This is a genomic window from Shewanella salipaludis (assembly GCF_012911865.1).
GTDB lineage: Bacteria > Pseudomonadota > Gammaproteobacteria > Enterobacterales > Shewanellaceae > Shewanella > Shewanella salipaludis.
The window spans coordinates 90499-110731 of sequence record NZ_JAAXYH010000013.1; the positions used below are offsets into that span (position 1 = coordinate 90499).

At 56.0% G+C, this 20233-nt stretch carries 15 protein-coding genes; 9 read left to right on the top strand and 6 right to left on the bottom strand.

Features of this window, described 5'->3' with window-relative positions; translation table 11 throughout:
• Positions 1–195: 195 nt before the first annotated feature.
• Both HC757_RS15545 and HC757_RS15550 read left to right on the top strand, forming a co-directional pair.
• On the top strand, positions 196–1038 hold the full coding sequence (locus HC757_RS15545; RefSeq protein ID WP_169565296.1) for an HDOD domain-containing protein: 843 nt from the start codon (positions 196–198) through the stop codon (positions 1036–1038).
• Between the two features lie 77 nt (positions 1039–1115).
• A complete protein-coding gene (locus HC757_RS15550; protein WP_169565297.1) occupies positions 1116–2615 on the top strand; it encodes a putative bifunctional diguanylate cyclase/phosphodiesterase in 1500 nt (499 codons plus the stop codon).
• A gap of 8 nt (positions 2616–2623) precedes the next feature.
• Here the strand turns inward: HC757_RS15550 and HC757_RS15555 are convergent, their stop codons facing one another.
• The 3 genes from HC757_RS15555 to HC757_RS15565 form a co-directional block, all read right to left on the bottom strand.
• Positions 2624–3070, bottom strand: coding sequence for a thioesterase family protein (locus HC757_RS15555; RefSeq protein WP_169565298.1), 447 nt, complete (start codon positions 3068–3070; stop codon positions 2624–2626).
• 76 nt (positions 3071–3146) lie between these two features.
• Positions 3147–3926 (bottom strand): substrate-binding periplasmic protein, encoded by a 780-nt coding sequence (locus tag HC757_RS15560; protein WP_425313981.1) that lies wholly within the window; start codon positions 3924–3926, stop codon positions 3147–3149.
• Between the two features lie 375 nt (positions 3927–4301).
• Positions 4302–4928, bottom strand: a complete 627-nt coding sequence (locus HC757_RS15565) for a TetR/AcrR family transcriptional regulator (RefSeq protein WP_169565300.1) — start codon at positions 4926–4928, stop codon at positions 4302–4304.
• 419 nt (positions 4929–5347) lie between these two features.
• Between HC757_RS15565 and HC757_RS15570 the strand changes: the two genes are divergently transcribed.
• From HC757_RS15570 to HC757_RS15585, 4 genes are all read left to right on the top strand, one after another.
• Positions 5348–6616 (top strand): efflux RND transporter periplasmic adaptor subunit, encoded by a 1269-nt coding sequence (locus tag HC757_RS15570; protein ID WP_169565301.1) that lies wholly within the window; start codon positions 5348–5350, stop codon positions 6614–6616.
• 37 nt (positions 6617–6653) lie between these two features.
• Positions 6654–9869, top strand: coding sequence for an efflux RND transporter permease subunit (locus HC757_RS15575; RefSeq protein WP_169565302.1), 3216 nt, complete (start codon positions 6654–6656; stop codon positions 9867–9869).
• Positions 9870–10230: 361 nt separating this feature from the next.
• Positions 10231–10779, top strand: coding sequence for an HPP family protein (locus HC757_RS15580; RefSeq protein WP_169565303.1), 549 nt, complete (start codon positions 10231–10233; stop codon positions 10777–10779).
• 498 nt (positions 10780–11277) lie between these two features.
• Positions 11278–11877 (top strand): outer membrane beta-barrel protein, encoded by a 600-nt coding sequence (locus HC757_RS15585; protein ID WP_169565304.1) that lies wholly within the window; start codon positions 11278–11280, stop codon positions 11875–11877.
• A gap of 301 nt (positions 11878–12178) precedes the next feature.
• Here HC757_RS15585 and HC757_RS15590 read toward each other — a convergent pair whose 3' ends face one another.
• The 3 genes from HC757_RS15590 to HC757_RS15600 all read right to left on the bottom strand — a co-directional run bounded on the left by HC757_RS15590 (position 12179) and on the right by HC757_RS15600 (position 16203).
• Positions 12179–12652, bottom strand: coding sequence for a LabA-like NYN domain-containing protein (locus HC757_RS15590; RefSeq protein ID WP_211164445.1), 474 nt, complete (start codon positions 12650–12652; stop codon positions 12179–12181).
• Positions 12653–12834: 182 nt separating this feature from the next.
• Positions 12835–15711 carry a valine--tRNA ligase gene (locus tag HC757_RS15595; RefSeq protein ID WP_169565305.1) on the bottom strand — a complete coding sequence of 959 codons (2877 nt, stop codon included), beginning with the start codon at positions 15709–15711 and terminating at the stop codon, positions 12835–12837.
• A 15-nt stretch (positions 15712–15726) separates the two neighbouring features.
• Entirely contained in the window at positions 15727–16203 is a 477-nt protein-coding gene (locus tag HC757_RS15600; RefSeq protein ID WP_169565306.1) for a DNA polymerase III subunit chi, read from the bottom strand.
• A gap of 1156 nt (positions 16204–17359) precedes the next feature.
• Here HC757_RS15600 and HC757_RS15605 point away from each other — a divergent pair.
• The 3 genes from HC757_RS15605 (at position 17360) to HC757_RS15615 (ending at position 19603) form a co-directional block, all read left to right on the top strand.
• Positions 17360–17650 carry a DUF1488 family protein gene (locus HC757_RS15605; RefSeq protein WP_169565307.1) on the top strand — a complete coding sequence of 97 codons (291 nt, stop codon included), beginning with the start codon at positions 17360–17362 and terminating at the stop codon, positions 17648–17650.
• Positions 17651–17754: 104 nt separating this feature from the next.
• Positions 17755–18468 (top strand): hypothetical protein, encoded by a 714-nt coding sequence (locus HC757_RS15610; RefSeq protein ID WP_169565308.1) that lies wholly within the window; start codon positions 17755–17757, stop codon positions 18466–18468.
• 238 nt (positions 18469–18706) lie between these two features.
• Positions 18707–19603 (top strand): alpha/beta fold hydrolase, encoded by an 897-nt coding sequence (locus HC757_RS15615; RefSeq protein WP_211164446.1) that lies wholly within the window; start codon positions 18707–18709, stop codon positions 19601–19603.
• The last annotated feature ends 630 nt before the right edge of the window (positions 19604–20233 follow it).

Here is a 20233-nt window from a genome sequence, read left to right on the forward strand (position 1 = left end):
AAATAGGGTTATACGGATTCAAAGCGCCTGGCGCCGGATGCCGTTTCCTTGCGCCTGCCGCTAACTTTGGGCGGGAGAGGCCATGCCTGCATCCCGTAGCGGGTTCGATTGCCGTTTTTTTGCCCATACCAGCTAGCCACTAGCTGATATACTCGTCAACATAGTTGCAACAGCGAAGCGCTTGATGGAGTCAGAATGTCTACCGAACACCAACTCTTGGTCGGTTTGTTAAAGAAACTCAAAGATGATGCCTTATTACTGCCCACCCTGCCGGAAGTGGCGATGCGGGTGCAGGAGGTCGTTGGCCGCAGCGACTCGGGTCTCAAGCAAGTGGCCGATGTTATTGGTCAGGATGCCGCCATTTCGGCCCGGATCATCAAGGTGGCCAACAGCGCCCTGTTCAGTCGCGGTGTGCCGGTCGACAATATCAACAGCGCCGTGACCCGCATCGGCCTGCAACAGATAAAGACCATAGCCACCTCGGTCGCCATGGAACAGTTATTCATCTCCACCAACGAAATGGTGTGGGAAGTCATGGATGAGGTCTGGAGCACTTCGATAGAAGTGACGGCCGCCGCCTGTGCCATGTTGCAACTCTACAATGCCAAGCATGGCAACAGTGGCTTGAATACAGATACCCTGACCCTGGCCGGGCTGGTTCACAATATCGGCGCCTTGCCTGTGTTGACCGAAGCCGAAGCCCATCCCGAACTCTTCGGCAGCGTAGATCAGCTGCGCGCCCTGGTGCGCAAGCTGCAAGGGCCATTGGGCCGGGCCGTGCTGAAAAGCTGGGAATTTGCTCCCGAGGTGATGGAAGTGGTCGAGCGCTGGGCCGATCTGCCCTACCTGCCCGAGCAGGTGACTTACCTGGATTTTGTGCGCTGCGCCGCCTTCTATACCGGCGAGCTCAGGACAGGGGGCGAACTCGAGTCGCGCCTGGCGCCCTTCATCCAGCGGGGCTTGCCGGTTTCCGCCAACGAACTGGCTGACGCCGAGTTTCTGGATAAGTTTAACTCCATCAAGCAAAGCTATGAATAGGTTGAATTAACCCACCCACGGCCGAGCGCCGAGACTGGAGGCATGCGAGTGAGCCATAGGATTAGCAGAGGCAGGCCATGACTGGCCAACTGTGGTGGCTGGGCGCACTCGCCGGCATCCTGACGATACTCCTTGGGCTCTGGCTGTGGCAGCTACTGAGGCGGCGACGCTTTCTCGCCGAGCTGCAACGCCAGCTGACGCAGCAACAGCACCTGCATCTGCCACTGAAGATCTCTCCCGTCCCCGCGGCTTTCCAGCCCCTGTACCAGAGCCTGAGCGAACTGCTGCTGAGCCTGCCCGAAGACATCACCCGTGACAGGTTAACCGGGCTGGCAAACCGGGTCGGTTTCAAGCGTTATACCTGTGCCTCCATGCCCCTGACCCAGGGGGCGTTGGTGTTGATCGATGTGCACAGGTTCAGGTATGTCAACGATCTGCTGGGCTTCGCCTTCGGTGACGAGTTGCTGCGGCTGTTTTCCCAGAGACTGCAACATCTGAAACAGGCACCCAGCTTCATCAGCCGGATGAATGGCGATGAGTTTCTGCTGTATTACGATACCCGGGTGGATGAGGCGCAGCTGCATAGGCTCAAGGGGCGGATGCAGGTGCCCTTCGACGTCAAGGGCACCCCCATAGCCATCAAGGTACACATAGGCTTGCTCGACTTGGGACAACACCATGCGGATCTGAGCCAGATGCTGCGCCGGCTGGATCTGGCATTGAAGAAGGCCAGGAATGCCAGGGATGGGGTGGCCAGTTACGGTTCGGGCGACGACCTGGTTCATCAGCGGGAATTGCAGTTGATCAGCAGCCTGCCCAAGGACTTGCAGCTGGATAGGCTGCACATGGTGTATCAGCCCAAGCTGGCCCTGAGTTCGGGGCGTTGCACCCAGATGGAGGCCTTGATCCGCTGGGAACATGGCTCGCTGGGCACAGTGTCGCCGGCCGAGTTTATCCCCCTGGCCGAGTATGCCGGCATGATAGATCTGGTCAGCAGGTGGGCGCTGGAGCAAGTACTGGCGCAGCAAGCCGCATGGCGCCAGGCAGGCTTGACGTTCCAGGTGGCGCTCAATCTTTCCACCAGTGATCTGGACAACGACGGCCTGGCCGAAGAGATAGCGGCTCGGCTCGAACATTACCGGTTGCCGGCCGATGCCCTGGTGATAGAGATCACCGAGAGCACCCTGATGACAGATCTGCAGCGGGCGCTGACCACCTTGAATCAATTGCGTGCCATAGGCGTCAGGTTGGCGATCGATGACTTCGGCACAGGGCATTCTTCCCTGGCTTATCTCAAGCATTTGCCCGTCGATGAGGTCAAGATAGACAAGGCCTTCCTCGAAGACTTGCTGGAGGATGAACAGGCGGCCCACATCATGGGCGCCAGCATCAGCCTGGCGAAGAAACTGGGGTTCGAGGTCACGGTCGAAGGGGTGGAGACCAAGGCGGTGCGGGATGCGCTGCAGGTCATGGGTGCGGATGTCATTCAGGGGGATTTCTTCGCCCCCCCCATGACGGCCTCCGAGCTGGAGGGCAATTGGCCACAGCTGCAGGCGCGCGCGGCAACCAAAGACTAGTTCAGCGGCTATAACCCGGGTGGTGCAATGAAATCCTGGCTGAGGCTGTGCAACAGGGCCTCCGGCATGGGGCATAGCCGGCGCTGGCTATCCATACACACCATCTCTATGGTGGCGCTGACGGCGGCTTTCTTGCCGCCTTCGCGCCAGATCTCCTGTAACCAAACGGTGCGGTACTTGCTTTCGAAATAGAAGCGGGTTCGTACCTGGACCAGATCGGCAAACTCGACGCCCTCGAGGCAGAGCATCTCAGTCTTATACACGGCGAAGCCCAATTGCTGCTCATGCCAGAGTCGGCTCAGCACCCCGGCACCTATCACATGTTCCCTGGCCCGTTCGAAATACTTAAGAAAGTTGGGGTGATACACGACCCCGGAGAAATCCGTATCTTCGTAGTAAATCTGCACGCTGTGGCAATAGTCTGGGCTGTAGTGGGGTGAGGCGTTATTCGGCATAGGTTTAGGTCTAGGTTACTTCCGTATCCTGCAAGGGCAGGTGAGTGGTTCGGGTCTGTGGTGTAGCACAGGCACCTTAGGGGCGGCCGAGCGGGCCCAATTGTGCCAGCAACTTGTCGTACTCACCGTTCTGTTGCAATTCTGTCAGGCCGAGATCCAGTTGTTGCGCCAGGGTCTTTGCGGCCGGATTCTGTTTCGAAAACGCCAGGAAGATATCGCTGCTGTGGTTGGCGAAGGCCGGCACTATCTCGTCGGCGACCCCCATAAGTTGCAGCTGCTCCCGGGCGACGGCGTCATACATGATGGCGCCATGGATCCTGCCTATCAATAGCAAGTTGATCAGCTGTTGCTGATTATCCACCTTGACGAGTTGCAGCTGGGTCAGTTTGGCCAGCTCATCACCGTATTCATAGCCGCTAATTATGCCTATCATTGTGCCCTTGGGCAGCGACCACTTATCCTTGGCAGCCAGCCGTTTATCCATCTTATGGTAGAAGGAGGCGCTGGCGGTAAACAAGGGCCGCTCTCCGAAGACGAAACGCGTCTGGGTGCTGCCTTGACGGGCAACATTGAAGACACCGTCAACATTGCCTTTCTCGGCCATCATCATGGCTCTCTGATAGGGCACCACCAGGCTTTCGACCCTGATCCCGCGCCGCCCCAAAGCCGCGGCGATCAGCCGGTGAGACAGGCCATGGCCCTGGTCATCGGCGAAGGGCGGCCAGCTGTCTTCGGCGGCTAACATGAGTTTGGCAGGCTGCGGCGCCGGGATCGCCATCGACTCCCCGGCCTGTGACAAGCACCATGGCTGAAAAAATATCACTGCCAAATGGAGTAAAAACACTATGCGTTTCATCGTCATCCCTATCATTGAATATCCCTGCCAGAGTCGCGGCCGGCCTATCATACCTCAGTCTCACACCTCAGTCACCGCCGAGGTGGCGGATGTCGCCGTCGTGTCCGATCCAGTGTAAATTTGCCTGGGAAGCAGGATGCCGGGAAGGAGAGAAGAGGAAAGGGCGCCGAGCTAAGTCGCATGCAGTGGCCTGACCCTGGCCAGTGCAACTCGCGGCTTAGACTGCACCACATGGACTGTACCACTTAGACTGTGCCACTTAGGCAGCGTCACTTAGACAGTGGCACTTAGGCTGTGCCACTTAGACAGTGGCACTTAGACTGTGCCACTTAGGCAGTGCTATATAGGGGCAGTGCCACATAGGCTGAGGCTGGCTTAAGCGCTCGGCTCAGGGGGACGCGGGAAGTTGCTCAAGGCCAGCCGTGCCACTTGCAGCAGGTCGTCGCTGCTGACGCCATGGGTCGCCTGAATGGCCATGCCCTGCAGCACAGTCCCTATGTAGCGTGCCAGGACCTTGGGATTGACATCGGCAGGCAGATCTCCCTCTTGCTGGGCTGCCTCGAAACGCTGGAATAGGGCCTGTTCGCCTTCGCGTCTGCGGGTGATCAACGCCTGCTTCACCGAGGCGGCGGCTTCGCTGCAGGAGAGGGCTCCCTGCACCACCAGGCAGCCCTGGGGCAGGCTGCTGTCTGCATAACTCCTGGCGGCACCGTACAGCATGAACTCGGCCACGGCCAGCGCCGTCGGTTGCGTCAGCGCCGGATAGAAGAAGGCACAGGGGCGGTTCTCATAGAGTTCTATCGCCTTGAGAAATAACTGCTCTTTGTTACCGAAGGCGGCATATAGGCTGGGTTTGTTGATCCCCATGGCCTCGGTCAAATCCGTTAACGAGGTGCCTTCATAACCCTTGCGCCAAAAAACACCAAGGGCTTGCTCCAGTGCTTGATCTATGTCGAAACAACGTGGACGCCCGACGCTTGGGGGGCAGTTGGCTGCTGACATTTTATGGCTCCTCTGTTCTAAAGTGCCCATAGGATAAACACTGGTTTTACCCCTGTCCATCTATTGGCACATATGTGACGAAACCCCAGGTTGACTGTCTTCATTTCGCTCGGGCACTTTCCCTGACGGCTGTCGCCAGCCTCGTATTGGGCACATCCTATGCTGACAAGTCGCCCTCAGCCGGCTTTGGGGATCAAATCCTTACTCCTGGTCAGGTTATCCCCGGCCTGTTCCGCCTGTCAATTTAATTTCATACTACTCGGTATAAAATTCGTTGACAGAAATATTTTAGGCTATATATTACCGTTCGGTACAGAACTTTTTTACCGCTTGGTACATATGTGGCCGAGGGGCAAGATTGACGTAATGAATCCGGGGAAGACAGAGACGTGCCCCGACAGCGAACTGAGGATATGACTATGAGCAATACACACTTTCGACATCTTGTCTTAGCCGGGGCGGCCCTGGTCCTGAGCGCTTGTAGTCAGCCACAGGCGGAGCAGGCTGCCCAACAGGCGCTGCCTCAGGTGGACGTCGCCCAAGTGATCCAGGAGCGCATCACAGAATGGGATGAGTTTACCGGTCGCTTGCAGGCGCCGGAAACCGTGACCCTGGTGCCAAGGGTATCCGGGTATATCCAGGAGGTGCGCTTCAAGGAAGGCGCCATGGTGGAAGCCGGCGAGATCTTATTCCAGATAGATCCCAACGCCTTCATTGCCGAAGTGCAACGCCTGAGCGCCGAATTGACCAGTGCCCAAACCGCACAGCAACTGGCTGCCAACGATTTCGAGCGGGCGAACAAGCTCTTCGGGCAAAACGCAGTGTCGGCAGAATTGCTCGACTCACGTCTGGCCCATAAACGCCAAACCGCGGCGGCGGTGGCTTCGGTGCAGGCGGCACTGGACAAGGCCAAGTTGGACCTTTCTTACACTAAGGTCACGGCGCCGATAGCGGGCCGGGTGTCTTACGCCCTGGTGACGGCGGGCAACTATGTCAGTGCCGGCCAGAGCCAACTGACCCGTCTGGTGTCGACGGCCAACATGCATGCCTATTTCGATGTCGATGAGCAGACTTACCTCAAATACGCCCGTCTGACGGCCCAGGGCAAGTTGGCCGACAAGCGCGACGGTGGCAATCCTGTGTACATGGCGCTGGCCAACGACAGCGACTTCAACTACCAGGGCAAGGTCGATTTCGTCGACAATGCTGTCGATCAGCGCACAGGTACCATCAGGGTCAGGGCCAGTTTCGACAACAGAGACAACCTGCTGTTACCCGGTCTGTTTGCCCGTATTCGTGTGGCGGGCAGTGCCAGCTATGATGCCGTGCTGATCGACGACAAGGCCATAGGCACAGATCTCAACAACAAGTTTGTACTCTTGGTCAATGAACAGAATCAACTCGAATACCGCGGGGTCACCCTGGGGGAGAAGGTCAAGGGCCTGAGGATCATCAGCCAGGGCTTGAGCGCTAACGATCGCATAGTGATCAAGGGCCTGCAGCGGGTGCGCCCCAAGATGCAAGTCGAGCCCAAGCCGGTGGCGATGGCCGCGCCCGAGCAGCTGGAGTCCTTGCGTTCACAACAGGTGCTGTTGGACAAGCGCCAGGACGCAGAAGTGGCGGAAGTGAGCACGGCTGCGGCGCATGGGGTTCAAGCTTCAGGCAACGCCACGGCCAGCCGCGGCTAAGACCGCAGTAGCAAATTAGACGAGTTAAGGAAAGGCCATGTTTTCGCAATTCTTCATCAAGAGACCGATATTTGCGGCAGTGATCTCCCTGCTGTTCTTTATCACGGGGGCCATCGCCGTCTGGCAATTGCCCATCACAGAATACCCGGAAGTGGTGCCGCCGACGGTAGTGGTGACGGCCAACTATCCCGGCGCCAACCCCAAGGTGATCGCCGAGACGGTGGCCTCGCCGCTGGAGCAGGAAATCAACGGCGTCGAAGACATGCTGTACATGTCATCCCAGGCGACCTCGGATGGGCGCATGACGCTGACCATCACCTTCGCCATAGGCACGGATGTGGACAGGGCGCAGACCCAGGTGCAGAGCCGCGTCGACAGGGCCAAGCCCCGTTTGCCACAGGAAGTGCAGCGTCTGGGGATAGTGACTGAGAAGTCGTCGCCGGATCTCACCATGGTGGTGCATCTGACCTCACCGGATCAACGCTATGACATGCTGTACCTGTCCAACTATGCGGCGCTCAATGTCAAAGACGAGCTGGCGCGTATCGAAGGGGTCGGTGCCGTGCGTCTGTTCGGCGCCGGTGAATACAGCCTGCGCATCTGGCTGGATCCCAACAAGGTGTCGGCCCTCGGACTGGCGCCCCAGGACATAGTCAATGCGGTGCGTGAGCAGAACCAACAGGCGGCGGCCGGCAGTCTCGGCGCCCAGCCCAGTGGCAACGCCGACTTCCAGTTGCTGATCAACGTCAAGGGCCGTCTCACCGAGCTGTCCGAGTTCGAAGACATCATCATCAATGTCGGCCCCCAGGGGCAGATCACCCGCCTCAAGGATGTGGCCAGGGTCGAACTCGGCGCTTCCACCTATGCGCTGCGTTCCCTGCTGGATAACCAGGATGCCGTGGCTATTCCCGTGTTCCAGGCCTCGGGTTCCAATGCGATTCAGATCTCCGACGATGTCCGTGCCAAGATGGCCGAACTGTCACAAAATTTCCCCGAGGGACTGGAATATTCCATCGTCTACGATCCTACGGTATTCGTGCGCGGCTCCATCGAAGCCGTAGTCAAGACACTGCTGGAGGCCGTGCTGCTGGTGGTGTTGGTGGTGGTGCTGTTCCTGCAAACCTGGCGTGCCTCCATCATTCCTCTGGTGGCCGTGCCCGTGTCTCTGGTCGGTACCTTCGCCTTCATGCACCTGTTCGGTTTCTCGCTCAACGCCCTGTCGCTGTTCGGCCTGGTGTTGGCGATAGGCATAGTGGTGGACGATGCCATAGTGGTGGTCGAGAACGTCGAGCGCAATATTGCCTCGGGTTTGAGCCCGGTGGCGGCGACCCAGAAGGCGATGAAGGAAGTGACAGGGCCCATTGTGGCCACCACCCTGGTGCTGGCGGCTGTGTTCATCCCTACGGCCTTCATGTCGGGGCTGACGGGCCAGTTCTACATGCAGTTCGCCCTGACGATCACCATCTCGACCTTCATCTCGGCGATCAACTCCCTGACCCTGAGCCCGGCACTGTCGGCCCTGTTGCTCAAGGAGCATGATGCACCCAAGGACGCTCTGACCCGGCTGATGGACAAGTTGCTCGGTGGCTGGCTGTTTGCCCCCTTCAACCGTTTATTCAACCGCGCCTCCAGCGGCTATGGTTTCCTGGTACGCAAGGTGATCCGCTTCGGTGGCATCATAGGCCTGATGTATCTGGGGCTGGTGGCCTTGACCGGGGTGCAGTTTGCCAACACCCCGACCGGCTATGTGCCAGGCCAGGATAAGCAGTACCTGGTGGCCTTCGCGCAATTGCCCGATGCCGCCTCTCTGGACAGAACCGAGAGCGTGATCAAGCGCATGTCGACCCTGGCCCTGGAGCATCCTGGGGTCGAGCACTCGGTGGCTTTCCCCGGGCTCAGCATCAACGGCTTCGTCAACAGTCCCAACTCGGGCATAGTATTCGTTGCCCTGAAAGATTTTAAAGAGCGTCGCAGTCCATCCCAGTCGGCGGCAGCCATCGCCGCCCAGCTGAACCAGCAGTTTGCCGGTATTCAGGACGCTTTCATTGCCATCTTCCCGCCGCCACCTGTGCAAGGCCTCGGCACCATAGGAGGGTTCCGTCTGCAAATTCAAGACAGAGCCAACCTGGGTTATGAGGCCTTGTATCAGGTGACCCAACAAGTGATGTACAAGGCCTGGGCGACGCCCGAGCTGGCCGGAGTCTTCTCCAGCTATCAGGTCAATGTGCCTCAACTGGATCTGGATGTAGATCGAACCAAAGCGAAACAGCAAGGGGTATCGCTCGATCGTGTCTTCCAGACCCTACAGACCTATATGGGCTCGACCTATGTCAACGATTTCAATCGCTTCGGTCGCACCTATCAGGTCAATATGCAAGCCGATGAGAGCTTCAGGCAGAGCCCCGAGCAGATAGGCCAGCTGAAGGTGCGCAACCTCGAGGGTGACATGATCCCCCTGGGTTCCTTCATCAAGGTGTCTCAGTCCTCTGGGCCGGACAGGGTGATGCATTACAACGGTTTTACCACCGCCGAGCTCAACGGTGGCCCGGCCATGGGGGTCAGCTCGGGCGAGGCCCAGGCGGCGATCGAGAAGATCCTGGCCGAGACCTTGCCCAATGGCATGACCTATGAGTGGACCGAGTTGACTTACCAGCAGATATTGGCGGGCAATACCGGCTTGCTGGTGTTCCCTCTGGTGATCATCCTGGTGTTCATGGTGTTGGCGGCCCAGTACGAGAGCCTGAGCCTGCCACTGGCGATCATCCTGATCATCCCCATGACGCTCTTGTCCGCCCTCAGTGGGGTGCTCATCTATGGCGGCGACAACAACATCTTCACCCAGATAGGCCTGATAGTGCTGGTGGGGCTGGCGACCAAGAACGCCATCCTGATAGTCGAATTCGCCAAGGAGAAGCAAGATCACGGCCTGTCGACCATGGACGCCATATTGGAAGCGGCCAGGTTACGGCTCAGACCCATACTCATGACGTCCATCGCCTTCATCATGGGGGTGGTGCCCATGGTATTTTCCAGTGGCGCCGGCGCCGAGATGCGTCAGGCCATGGGGGTCGCGGTCTTCGCCGGCATGATAGGGGTGACCGTATTCGGCCTGATACTGACACCTCTGTTCTACCATACCCTGGCCAAACGCGGTGAGCGCCGCGCCGCCGGGAACCAGGCTGACGGGTCAGATGCAGCGACAGAGCCGCATCCCGTGCCTGGGTTAACCTCCAGGTCCGGCACTCTGGGATAATTTACACCTCATCTTGCCCTGCAACATTTTAGTGGCAGCCTGAGTCCCCCGACTCAGGCTTTTTTTTGTGTGTGGCCGCCGTTGCCGCATCCATGGCTGCAATACCAGTAGCTGCAATACCAGTAGTTGCCATTCAGCAGCTGCAGTCCAGCACAGAAATCCCCTGGCAGGCACTCTCTATGCCTGGAGCCATAGCCCTTGTGTCGGCCGCCTGTGTCAGCTTCGGAAAGCTTGAGCCGAATTTGTGGTATCGGCTTGATGTCGGTCATTAGAGTCCTGGGATCTTCTGTTGTAGAATGCCCGGCCGTAGCGCCGCTGGGCCGGCAGAGAAGGCGAATTATTGATTGAGGTCGTACAATAAATGAAACTTTACTTCAAGCGCATGAGGCCCAAGGCGGTATGCCCGCCGCGAAAACCCCTGAAGAAAATTGTCTGGTCATGGGTCGGCGCCTTCGCCGGTATCTATCTGGTGGCGAGCCTGGGGGATTGGCTGGGCACGGGTGGCGTCGGACAAATGTTTGTCATCGGCTCCTTCGGTGCTTCGGCCGTGCTGCTCTATGGCGCCCCCCTGGCGGAATTTTCCCAGCCGCGAAATTTAGTCTTAGGCAATCTGCTCTCCGCAGCCCTGGGGGTGAGCGTCTACCAGCTCTGTGGCGATAACCTCATTTTCGCCTCGGCCCTGGCGGTATCCCTGGCGATAGCCGCCATGCACCTGAGCCGTACCATGCATCCCCCCGGAGGGGCCGCCGCGCTGATCGCCGTGATAGGCGGCGACGGGGTGCATGAGTTGGGCTACCTCTACCCACTCACCCCGGTGCTGGCAGGCTCGGTGGCTCTCTTGCTGGTGGCGCTGCTGGTCAACAATCTCTCCACCAATCCCAAGCGTCATTACCCCGTCTATTGGTGGTAATAGGCCGCCCCAGCGGCTTCTCGTTCTCTGCGAGTCTGCTATTTTCAGGCTGCTTAGGGTTGACCATGGGCCAATGGCGAGAGAATATTTCGTTATTTGCCACAGGTTTATTGCGAAATACGGCTGTTGGATTAATCTTATTACGGGCATAGAACACAAAGGGCTGCGGCAAGCCCGCTACCCGACTCGGTATTCCCGGCCCCTATGAAAAGGGCAAAGGGGCTTAGTCTGCAAAATATAAGCGCTCGCAGGCCAAGACATGGACCGCAATCTCGCCCAGGCTAATCCCCATGTGTCCGGAGCTGTTAATTCTGGCTCGGTTAACAGCCCTCGGGTTGCAGCTTAATTAAGCTGTATCTTGGGTTTCAATTTAGTCTAAGATGTGGGTGTTGTGTGACTTACCGAGTTAAGCATGAGTGTATTGCTTGAGCTCATAACCTTCGGCTTTCTTTAAGATTAATATCCTAGGTTCATTACCAAACTAGGAAAGGGATTTCTATGAAACAGACAGCTCTCACCGCCCTATTACTGACACTGGTCAGTTTGCCCAGTCAGGCGCATTGGTTCATCAAGGCCGATGCCGGCGGCAGCTGGGCCAGACAGTCATCCGAACATCTCTCCGCCTTGCCGGTCAGTTCCAAGGTCGATATCGACGACTCGGATCTGGCCTGGTCGCTGGGACTGGGCTATGAATTCAAGGATAATTGGCTGCTGTCTGCCCGTTACCTGGATCTGGGAGAGGCCACCACCCGGCTCGAAGCCGAGGTGTTGGATCCCCAGAGTTACCACCAGGCGGTGGCACTCATCACGCCAACCCTGGGGTCGGGGATCGCCGCCGAGCTGGGCTATCGCTTCTGGGAAGAGGCTGGTTTCAGCGCCCTTGCCAGCGGCGGATTATTCCGCTGGGATACGGATTATTCCAGTCGCTATCTGGACGACAACATCAGGCACGAGCGTGACGGCACAGATCCCTTCGTTGGGCTGGAGCTGGAGTATAAGCTCAGCGAGCAGTGGCGCGCGGGCGTCGGCATCAAACGTTATTTTCTCGAGCGCAACTCGGTCGATACCTTCGGCGTATCGCTGAGCCTGAGCTTTTAAAGGATAGGCGGCATAAACTGCAACTCTCAAGCCTTATATCGGTCGATACCTTCGGCGTGTCGCTGAGCCTGAGCTTTTAAAGGATAGGCATCATAAGCCGCAGTTCTCAAGTCCTGTGATTGGCCTGAGTCTGGTGTGAGCCTTGGTTCTGAGCCTGTGTTCGCACTCGCAGCGTACACTAAAGCAAAGCCCGGGAATCGCTGTTGCGGTTCCCGGGCTTTTTTGTCTGTGCCCTTGGGCCTTGTGTTGTCAGGACAGGCAAGGCGCTCGCTTCGACAGCGTGCCCGCGCCGGCAGCCGGGTTAGAGCAGCAGGCCCTCGTCTATCGGATGAAACTGCCCGGCGGCGTCCATCAGTGACTTGGCCGTCAACCCAGTCACCCCATAGACCTGGGTCTGGGTAGCGTATTTTTGGTTGATTTTTTGCAGCAGCAGATCGAAGTCGCCGTCGCCGGATAACAGTATGACAGTGTCGACCCCGGCAGCGGCCTCCAGCACATCTATGGTGATCCCCACATCCCAGTCGCCCTTGGCCGAGCCGTCGCTGCGCTGGATGAAGGGCTTGAGCTTGACCTGGAAACCTATGTGTTTGAGCGCGTCCTGAAACTTGAGCTGGCCGTCATCGCCTCTGTGGATGGCATAGGCGGTGGCCGCGACTATCTCGCCCTCGTGACTCAGATGCTGCCAGAGCCTGCGGTAATTGAACTGGCGGCCATAGGCCTGCTTACAGGTGTAATAGATGTTCTGCACATCGACAAACAGGGCAATTTTTTTCAAACCTATTCCTGACATTCAAACAGAGCCTTGGACTATAACACAGGCCGGCACCAAAGCGGGGGCGCGGTCTGCATGCAGGAACCCAGGATATGCCGGAGAGCCGGCGCCGCAATAACCGGATTTGGCATAAAAAAGGGCAGCCCAGCGGCTGCCCTTAATCTTATCGCGTTACCGGTGGCGTCTTAGGCCTCCAGCTTGGCGAACTCGCTCTTCTGCTCGCCCAGCTTGTCCATGTCACGTTTCAGCTCGACCATCTTGGCGCGCTCCTTGTCGATGACAGCCGCAGGCGCCTTGGCGACGAAGCCCTCGTTGGACAGCTTGCCTTCGATGCGGCCAATCTCCTGGGCCAGCTTCTCCAGCTGCTTGTCGATGCGGGCCATCTCGGCGGCGACATCTATGAGGCCTGCCATGGGGATCAGCAGCTCCATCTCGCCTATCAGACCCGTGGTCGACATGGGGGCGGTTTCACCCTCGGCCAGTATCGTCATGCTTTCCAGCCTGGCGAGCGTGGTGAAGAAGGTCTGGTTGGCTTCGACTCGTGCCTTGTCCTGGCTGCTTACGCCGCGCAGCAGGGCGTTGAGCGGCTTGGATGGCGCTATGTTGAGCTCGGCGCGAATGTTGCGCACCGCCACTATCACTTGCTTGACCCACTCGAGATCCGCCATGGCGGCCGTGTCGACCTTGGCGGCATCGAACGTCGGGAAAGGCGCCAGCATTATGGTGTCGCCTTCGACGCCCGCTAAAGGCTTAACTCGCTGCCATATGGTCTCAGTGATGTAAGGCATCATGGGGTGCATCAGGCGCTGCATGGCCTCCAGCACAGTCACCAGGGTGTGGCGGGTGCCGCGCATCTGCGCCTCGCTGCCGTTCTGCAGCACAGGCTTGGTCAGCTCCAGGTACCAGTCGCAGAACTGGTTCCAGGTGAATTCATACAGGGTATTGGCCGCCAAGTCGAAACGGTAGGCCGCCATGTGCTCGTCGAAGGTCTTCACCGTCTGGTTGAACAGACCCGTGATCCAGCGATCCGCCAGCGACAGTTCCATCTCGCCGCCTTGGAAGGCTGGCGAACCCGGACCGCAGTCCTGATCTTCGGTGTTCATCAGCACATAGCGAGAGGCGTTCCACAGCTTGTTACAGAAGCTGCGGTAACCGTCCAGGCGCTTCATGTCCCAGTTGATGTCGCGGCCGGTGCTGGCCATGGCCGCCAGGGTGAAGCGCAGCGCGTCTGTGCCGTGGGCTTCTATGCCCTCGCTAAATTCCTTGCGGGTGCTCTTTTCTATCTTGGCGGCGAGCTGTGGCTGCATCATGTTGCCGGTGCGCTTTTCCACCAAAGATTCGAGATCTATGCCGTCGATCATGTCCAGCGGATCCAGCACGTTGCCCTTGGATTTGGACATCTTGTTGCCGGCTTCGTCGCGGATGAGGCCGGTCACATACACAGTCTTGAAGGGCACCTGTGGCTTGCCGTCTTCATCCTTGATGAAGTGCATTGTCATCATGATCATCCGCGCGACCCAGAAGAAGATGATGTCGAAACCCGTCACCAACACATCGGTCGGGTGGAAGGTCTTGAGATCTTCAAGATTGTCCGGCCAGCCCAGGGTGGAGAAGGTCCACAGCGCCGAGCTGAACCAGGTATCCAGCACGTCTTCGTCCTGACGCAGCTTAACCTCGCCGCCCAGTTGATGCTTGGCGCGCACTTCGGCCTCGTCGCGACCCACATAGACCTTGCCGCTGTCGTCGTACCAGGCCGGGATCCTGTGACCCCACCACAGCTGGCGCGAGATACACCAGTCCTGAATGTCGCGCATCCAGGAGAAGTACATGTTCTCGTATTGCTGGGGCACAAACTTGATGTCGCCGTTCTCCACCGCTTCTATGGCGGTTTTGGCCATGGGCGCGACCGCCACATACCATTGGTCCGTCAGCAGCGGCTCTATCACCACGCCGGATCTGTCGCCGTAAGGCACCTTCAGGCCATGGGGGGCAATTTTTTCCAGCAATCCTAAGGTCTCGAACTCGGCGACCACGGCATCACGGGCCTTGAATCTGTCGAGCCCGGCGTAACGTGCCGGCAGGCTGGCATCTATTTCTGTGTTGAGGGTGCCGTCGGTGTTGACCACTTCGGCCTCACCGCGAATGGCCGCATCCAGGGTGAGTATGTTGAACATGGGCAGCTTGTGGCGCTTACCCACTTCATAGTCGTTGAAGTCGTGGGCCGGGGTGATCTTGACGCAGCCGGTACCGAACTCCATATCGACATAGTCGTCGGCAATGATGGGAATGCGGCGGTTGACTATCGGCAGCAGGATGAACATGCCTATCAGTGCCTGATAACGCTCGTCGTCCGGATGCACCGCCACTGCGCTGTCGCCCAGCATGGTCTCGGGGCGGGTGGTGGCCACTTCCAAGTAGTCCTTGCCGTCGGCCGTCAGGGCGCCGTCGGCCAGCGGATAACGCAGGTGCCACATGTGGCCCTGTTTTTCCTTGTTTTCCACTTCCAGATCCGAGATAGCCGTGTGCAGCTTGGGATCCCAGTTCACCAGACGCTTGCCGCGGTAGATAAGCTCGTCTTCGTACAGGCGCACGAACACTTCCTGTACCGCCTTGGACAGACCTTCGTCCATGGTGAAACGTTCACGATCCCAATCCACCGAGGCGCCCATGCGGCGCAGCTGCTTGGTGATGGTGCCGCCGGACTGGGCCTTCCATTCCCAGACCTTGTCCATGAAGGCATCGCGGCCCAAGTCGTGGCGATTCTTGCCTTCTTCGGCCTCCAGCTTGCGCTCCACCAGCATCTGGGTGGCGATACCCGCGTGATCTGTGCCCACCTGCCACAGGGTGTTCTTGCCCTTCATCCGCTGATAGCGGGTGAGGGTATCCATTATGGTGTCCTGGAAGGCATGGCCCATGTGCAGGCTGCCCGTCACGTTCGGTGGCGGGATCATGATGCAATAGTTGCCTTGGGACTCATCGCCGTGGGGCTTGAAGTAACCTTGCTCTTCCCAGTTTTGGTAAAGGGCTTGTTCTATGGACTGAGGATCGTATGTTTTTTCCATGGGCGCGTGTTTTTCTCAAACTAAATTAAGTGGATGCGTTGCTAAGTCCTGGGTCTGCAATGCGACCCCCAGGTTGCGATACTGCTTGTAGCGCTCGCGGGCGACGGCTTTATGGCTGTCGTCGTTGGCAACAAAATCGATAATGTGGCCAAAGTTTACCGCAAAAGCAGGCGCTTGGTCTGCAAGATTAATCAGTAACTGGCGAGTTTTATTGGGCCCGAGGCGATCGAAACCTATCTCCACCGGCGCGCCGGTCAGCGGCCCTTCGCCCTTGAGGTTGTGAGGCACGAAGGCCGTCGGCTCAAACTGCCACAGCAATTCGTCAATCTCGAACGCCGCTGTCTTGTCCTGGCAGTGGATATACACCAGCTGCTGCCTCTCATAGGCCTGGCGTGCCAGACGACAGGCCAGCAGCCGCATTGCCGTCAACGCCGGATCCGGGCCTGCGTCTGTAGCCGCAGGCGGCATGAGGTAAAACAACGCTTGGGTCATGATTTCAATGCCTTATCTCTAGGTCGATGCAATAGCCAGTAGCAAAAGCCGGGTGGCGGACGAAGAGGGGAGTTTACACTAAAAACTTATGGCGGTTAATGGCAAGGGACTAACCTTAGCCTGGGATGTCTTTCAGCTTCTACCCCAGCTTGGGGCTTTGCATGCACAAGAGTTTTTCGATCGCGGTCAGTGACTTGCTGCAGCGAGCCTCAGTGCAAGCACACTTTTGGCACGCCGTGAATATGTCCCTATAGGTTTTACGAAAACATCCCACTTTTTTGGAATCGAGAGTCGAAGGCCAAAAGTGCGCCTGAACTCGGCTAAATCGCACTATTTTTGCCTATATGGTGTGTCTCACTTAGCCGCTGTAACACTCTGCAGCGGCTTCGAAGGATATTATTGCATTTGCGGCGGCACCGATAGACAAGGGCCTGAATGTCGTGGAGTGCATGGATGACGAGCGACCATGGCTCGACTCACGCCTGCTTCTTACCAATAGAGTCCAACGCCCAGCGGCAACTCAGAAGGGAACTGGTGTTTTCGGTAGCAGATAGGGGGTCTTGAAGATGAAAATTGACACCAGATTGCAAAGGTAGGGCACCAAACAGGCACTGTTGCACCAATGACCTTCGGCGAAAGGGATGTTGCCGCAGAGCATTCAGGGACGAACTTGCTGCGTGTCATTGGAGTAACAGTGCGAAGGCCCACGGCAGGTGGTTTGCTGCAAATTCACCTTGCAGCGACGCTAGGCTGGTGGGTCACTGGTTCTCTGCCGAGAGTTTCATCACCCTGCTTGTCCTATCGAGTGTTCTACCATTCGGAACAGCCAGTTAGGATAAAGCGCATGCTGAAAATGAGTGCGGCTGACCTCTCCCCCAGATTTAACATCATGGCGCATGTCGGGTTCCCGTTTGCGCGGGAATGATGGCTTGAATTCGCGGGATAGCAACAATAGTCCCCATAATTCTTGGCGGCTTGCCTTTCCTTAACGAGGCCTGGTTATTTGTACAAACGCGCATGTGTGTATAGCCGGAACGCTTGGAGTGAAAATGATGCTTTATACTTTACATAACAGTCGCTTGTGCTAATCTGGGTTGAATCTTATCAATGTACATATGCGCACTATTTAAATGTTATATTTTTTGGAGATCACATCATGGGATTCGATGACATCATTTTTCTGGAAGAATACCAATGGGATATGTCCAAGCAGGCCGTTACTTTCTGGGCTGACGTAGATAACCAAAGGATAACTTGTCAAATCAGCAGGGAGGCTCTCGTCGATTACTACAGGACAGAAGACACAAAAGAGCAAGCGCTTATCAACTTCGAAGACAATCAATATGACATCTGCAATTTAGCAGAACATCTTATTAGAAATGACGTGTTCGAGGAAGATGGTGGGATATTTATTTATTTTGAAACCTGCCAAAACTACAACCTGTAAAAATATAACAAAGCGTTCAATTACAGCAAGCTGGCTTGGACCTCCAAACTGCTGCGCAGTTTTCCGGCCCGTTAACGCAGGGGTAGTAGCCTCAAGGAGATATGGTGCTAAATCGTAAATCAGACATAAATGAACTATTAGCTGAATCTTTTGATTTATTGCAACAAATCGAAAATGGCTATGCAGGAGCTAAAAATAGCGAAGAAATTATCCAGATAGCTAAACCCAAGGTAAAAAGTTGCCTTGAGCACCTTCGAAGCTGTCTTGATTACATTGCAACGGATCTATCAAATATTACTAATTCGTCTAAAACGCCAAGAAATGTTCACTTTCCTTACGGTAAAGACAAAAAAATATTCACAAAAAGTTTAAATGCAAATCTCCCTGACCTTTCTAGTAATTACCGAGAAATCATTGAAAATATTCAGCCGCATATTTCTGGGGATAAATGGTTGCTTCATCTTTGTAAAACGGTAAATTTTAATAAACATACTGAGCTACAACAGCAAGATCGAGTTAACAGTGACAATTCAACAACTACCGTTGGAAACCTCGTAAGAATGGAAGGTGGTGGGAATTTAACTATTGGAAAAATATATGTAAACGGGGAACACAAAAACCCTAAAGGGCCATTAGTTTTAACCAAAGGTAAATCCATCAGAGACATTGTTAATGAAACTGGTCTCGATATACCTATCGAAAGAAAATACGAATGGGTTAAGTTTGTCCTTAAGGGGACAACATTAGATGTACGTGAACTATTAACGACATCCCATAGTGAAATAACTAATTTAGTTTCAGAGATCTATAGTATATAACCGGCTACTAACAAGCTGTTAAACAAGGACAAAAAAACAGTTGGCTTTTGCTCCTTCGTCACTAATTTTAGCCAACAATTTTTTGCCTGTTAACAGGACGTTGATATGACTCCCCCAAAAATTTACAACTGATGTCGATTTCGACATTTCTCGTACGACTATATAGAGGGCTAAGGGCTGGTCGATCAAGATCGACCGGCCTTGTCATCCTTGTATATTCTTTCGAGAGGATTTCACAATGAATAAAAGAATCGTCATGCAGCTTCTGCATTTAACCACAACAGTAGCAATATTCACTTTCGGGGGCGTTGCGCCAACAGCAGCACAGAATGCGGAGCAATTAGCAATGAATCAGAACCAACAAGCAGTCCAGACAGGCTACGCTCCTATCAACGGTCTGCGCATTTACTTCGAGATCCATGGCATCAAGAACCCAGCGCAGCCGCCTCTGGTGCTGCTACACGGCGGTGGCGACACAATCACTACGTCGTTTGGTCACATCTTGCCAGAACTATCCCGTTCCCGGCAGATCATTGCGTTCGAACAGCAGGGCTATGGACACACCGCAGACATCATCGAACGGCCATTCAGCTTCGAGCAGTCGGCCGACGACACTGCCGCACTCTTGGACTACCTGCATATTGAAAAAGCCGATCTATTCGGTTTCAGCAACGGGGGTACCATAGCTTTGCAGGTAGCGATTAGGCATCCAAAGGTCGTGCGCAAACTGGTATTGGCCTCGACCCTTCTCAAGCGCGATGGCGCGTATCCGTGGCTCTGGGACGCGATGGCTAATGCCAAGTTAGAAAACATGCCACAGGAGCTGCAAGAAGAATATCTCAAGGTTGCGCCTCACCCAGAGAATCTACGACTATTTCACGACAAGGCCGCGCGACGCGTGCTGGAATTCAAGGATATTCCAACTGATGCGATCCGCAGCGTTTCCGCGCCGACGCTGGTTGTTGTCGGCGACGCCGACGTCATACGCCCGGAACACGCCGTAGAAACATTCCGGCTCTTCCAACACGCTCAGCTCGCCGTGCTTCCCGATACAGATCACATGCAAGTGACGACGCGGGTCGATTGGTTGGTGCCGATGATCAGTGGGTTTCTGCAAGCACCGACGGCAAAGTAACGGAGGCCTTTCAGTTTTGCTTTACATAGGGCCAGAAGATGCCTAACAGAGCGCTGCTGTCGGACAAATTTTCCGCTGCGCTTCAAATTCGCCGCAGAGCGCAGCGTTATACGGTACCGCACGAATGGCCGTTTTTGACCCAAGGCGTACGTTGTCTGCCATTGATGCTGGAGGTTCAAACAACGACGAACCGCAATAGCTACGATAGGTAATCATGGAGTCAGTATGACTTCAATAAGTGTCGGATCTCGAATGAATGGCTAGAATTGTCAGCAGGTTTCAGGAACGACCTTCCGCACTGCTACCCCAGTGAGACGCCGTGAATATGTCCCTATAGGCTCGACGGCGACAAAATGCTTCCATGCATAAAGGCCAGTTCGCCCTCCATGGCTCTCGTTCGCAGCATATCACTATGCGATGCTCACCCTGTCGCCAACGCTCACTGGTGCAACAGTGCTTATGTCTGTGCTCCAGTTTGGTATCGGGACGGCAGTAAGTTATGCCTGATGAGATGGTCACCTCGGTCTCGGCATCGCAATGTGCCATGATTTAGGTGCAAAAAATCTGACTCGAGGTGACCGTTATGAACTATAAACTCATCAGCATCGATCTGGCAAAAACTGTCTTCCA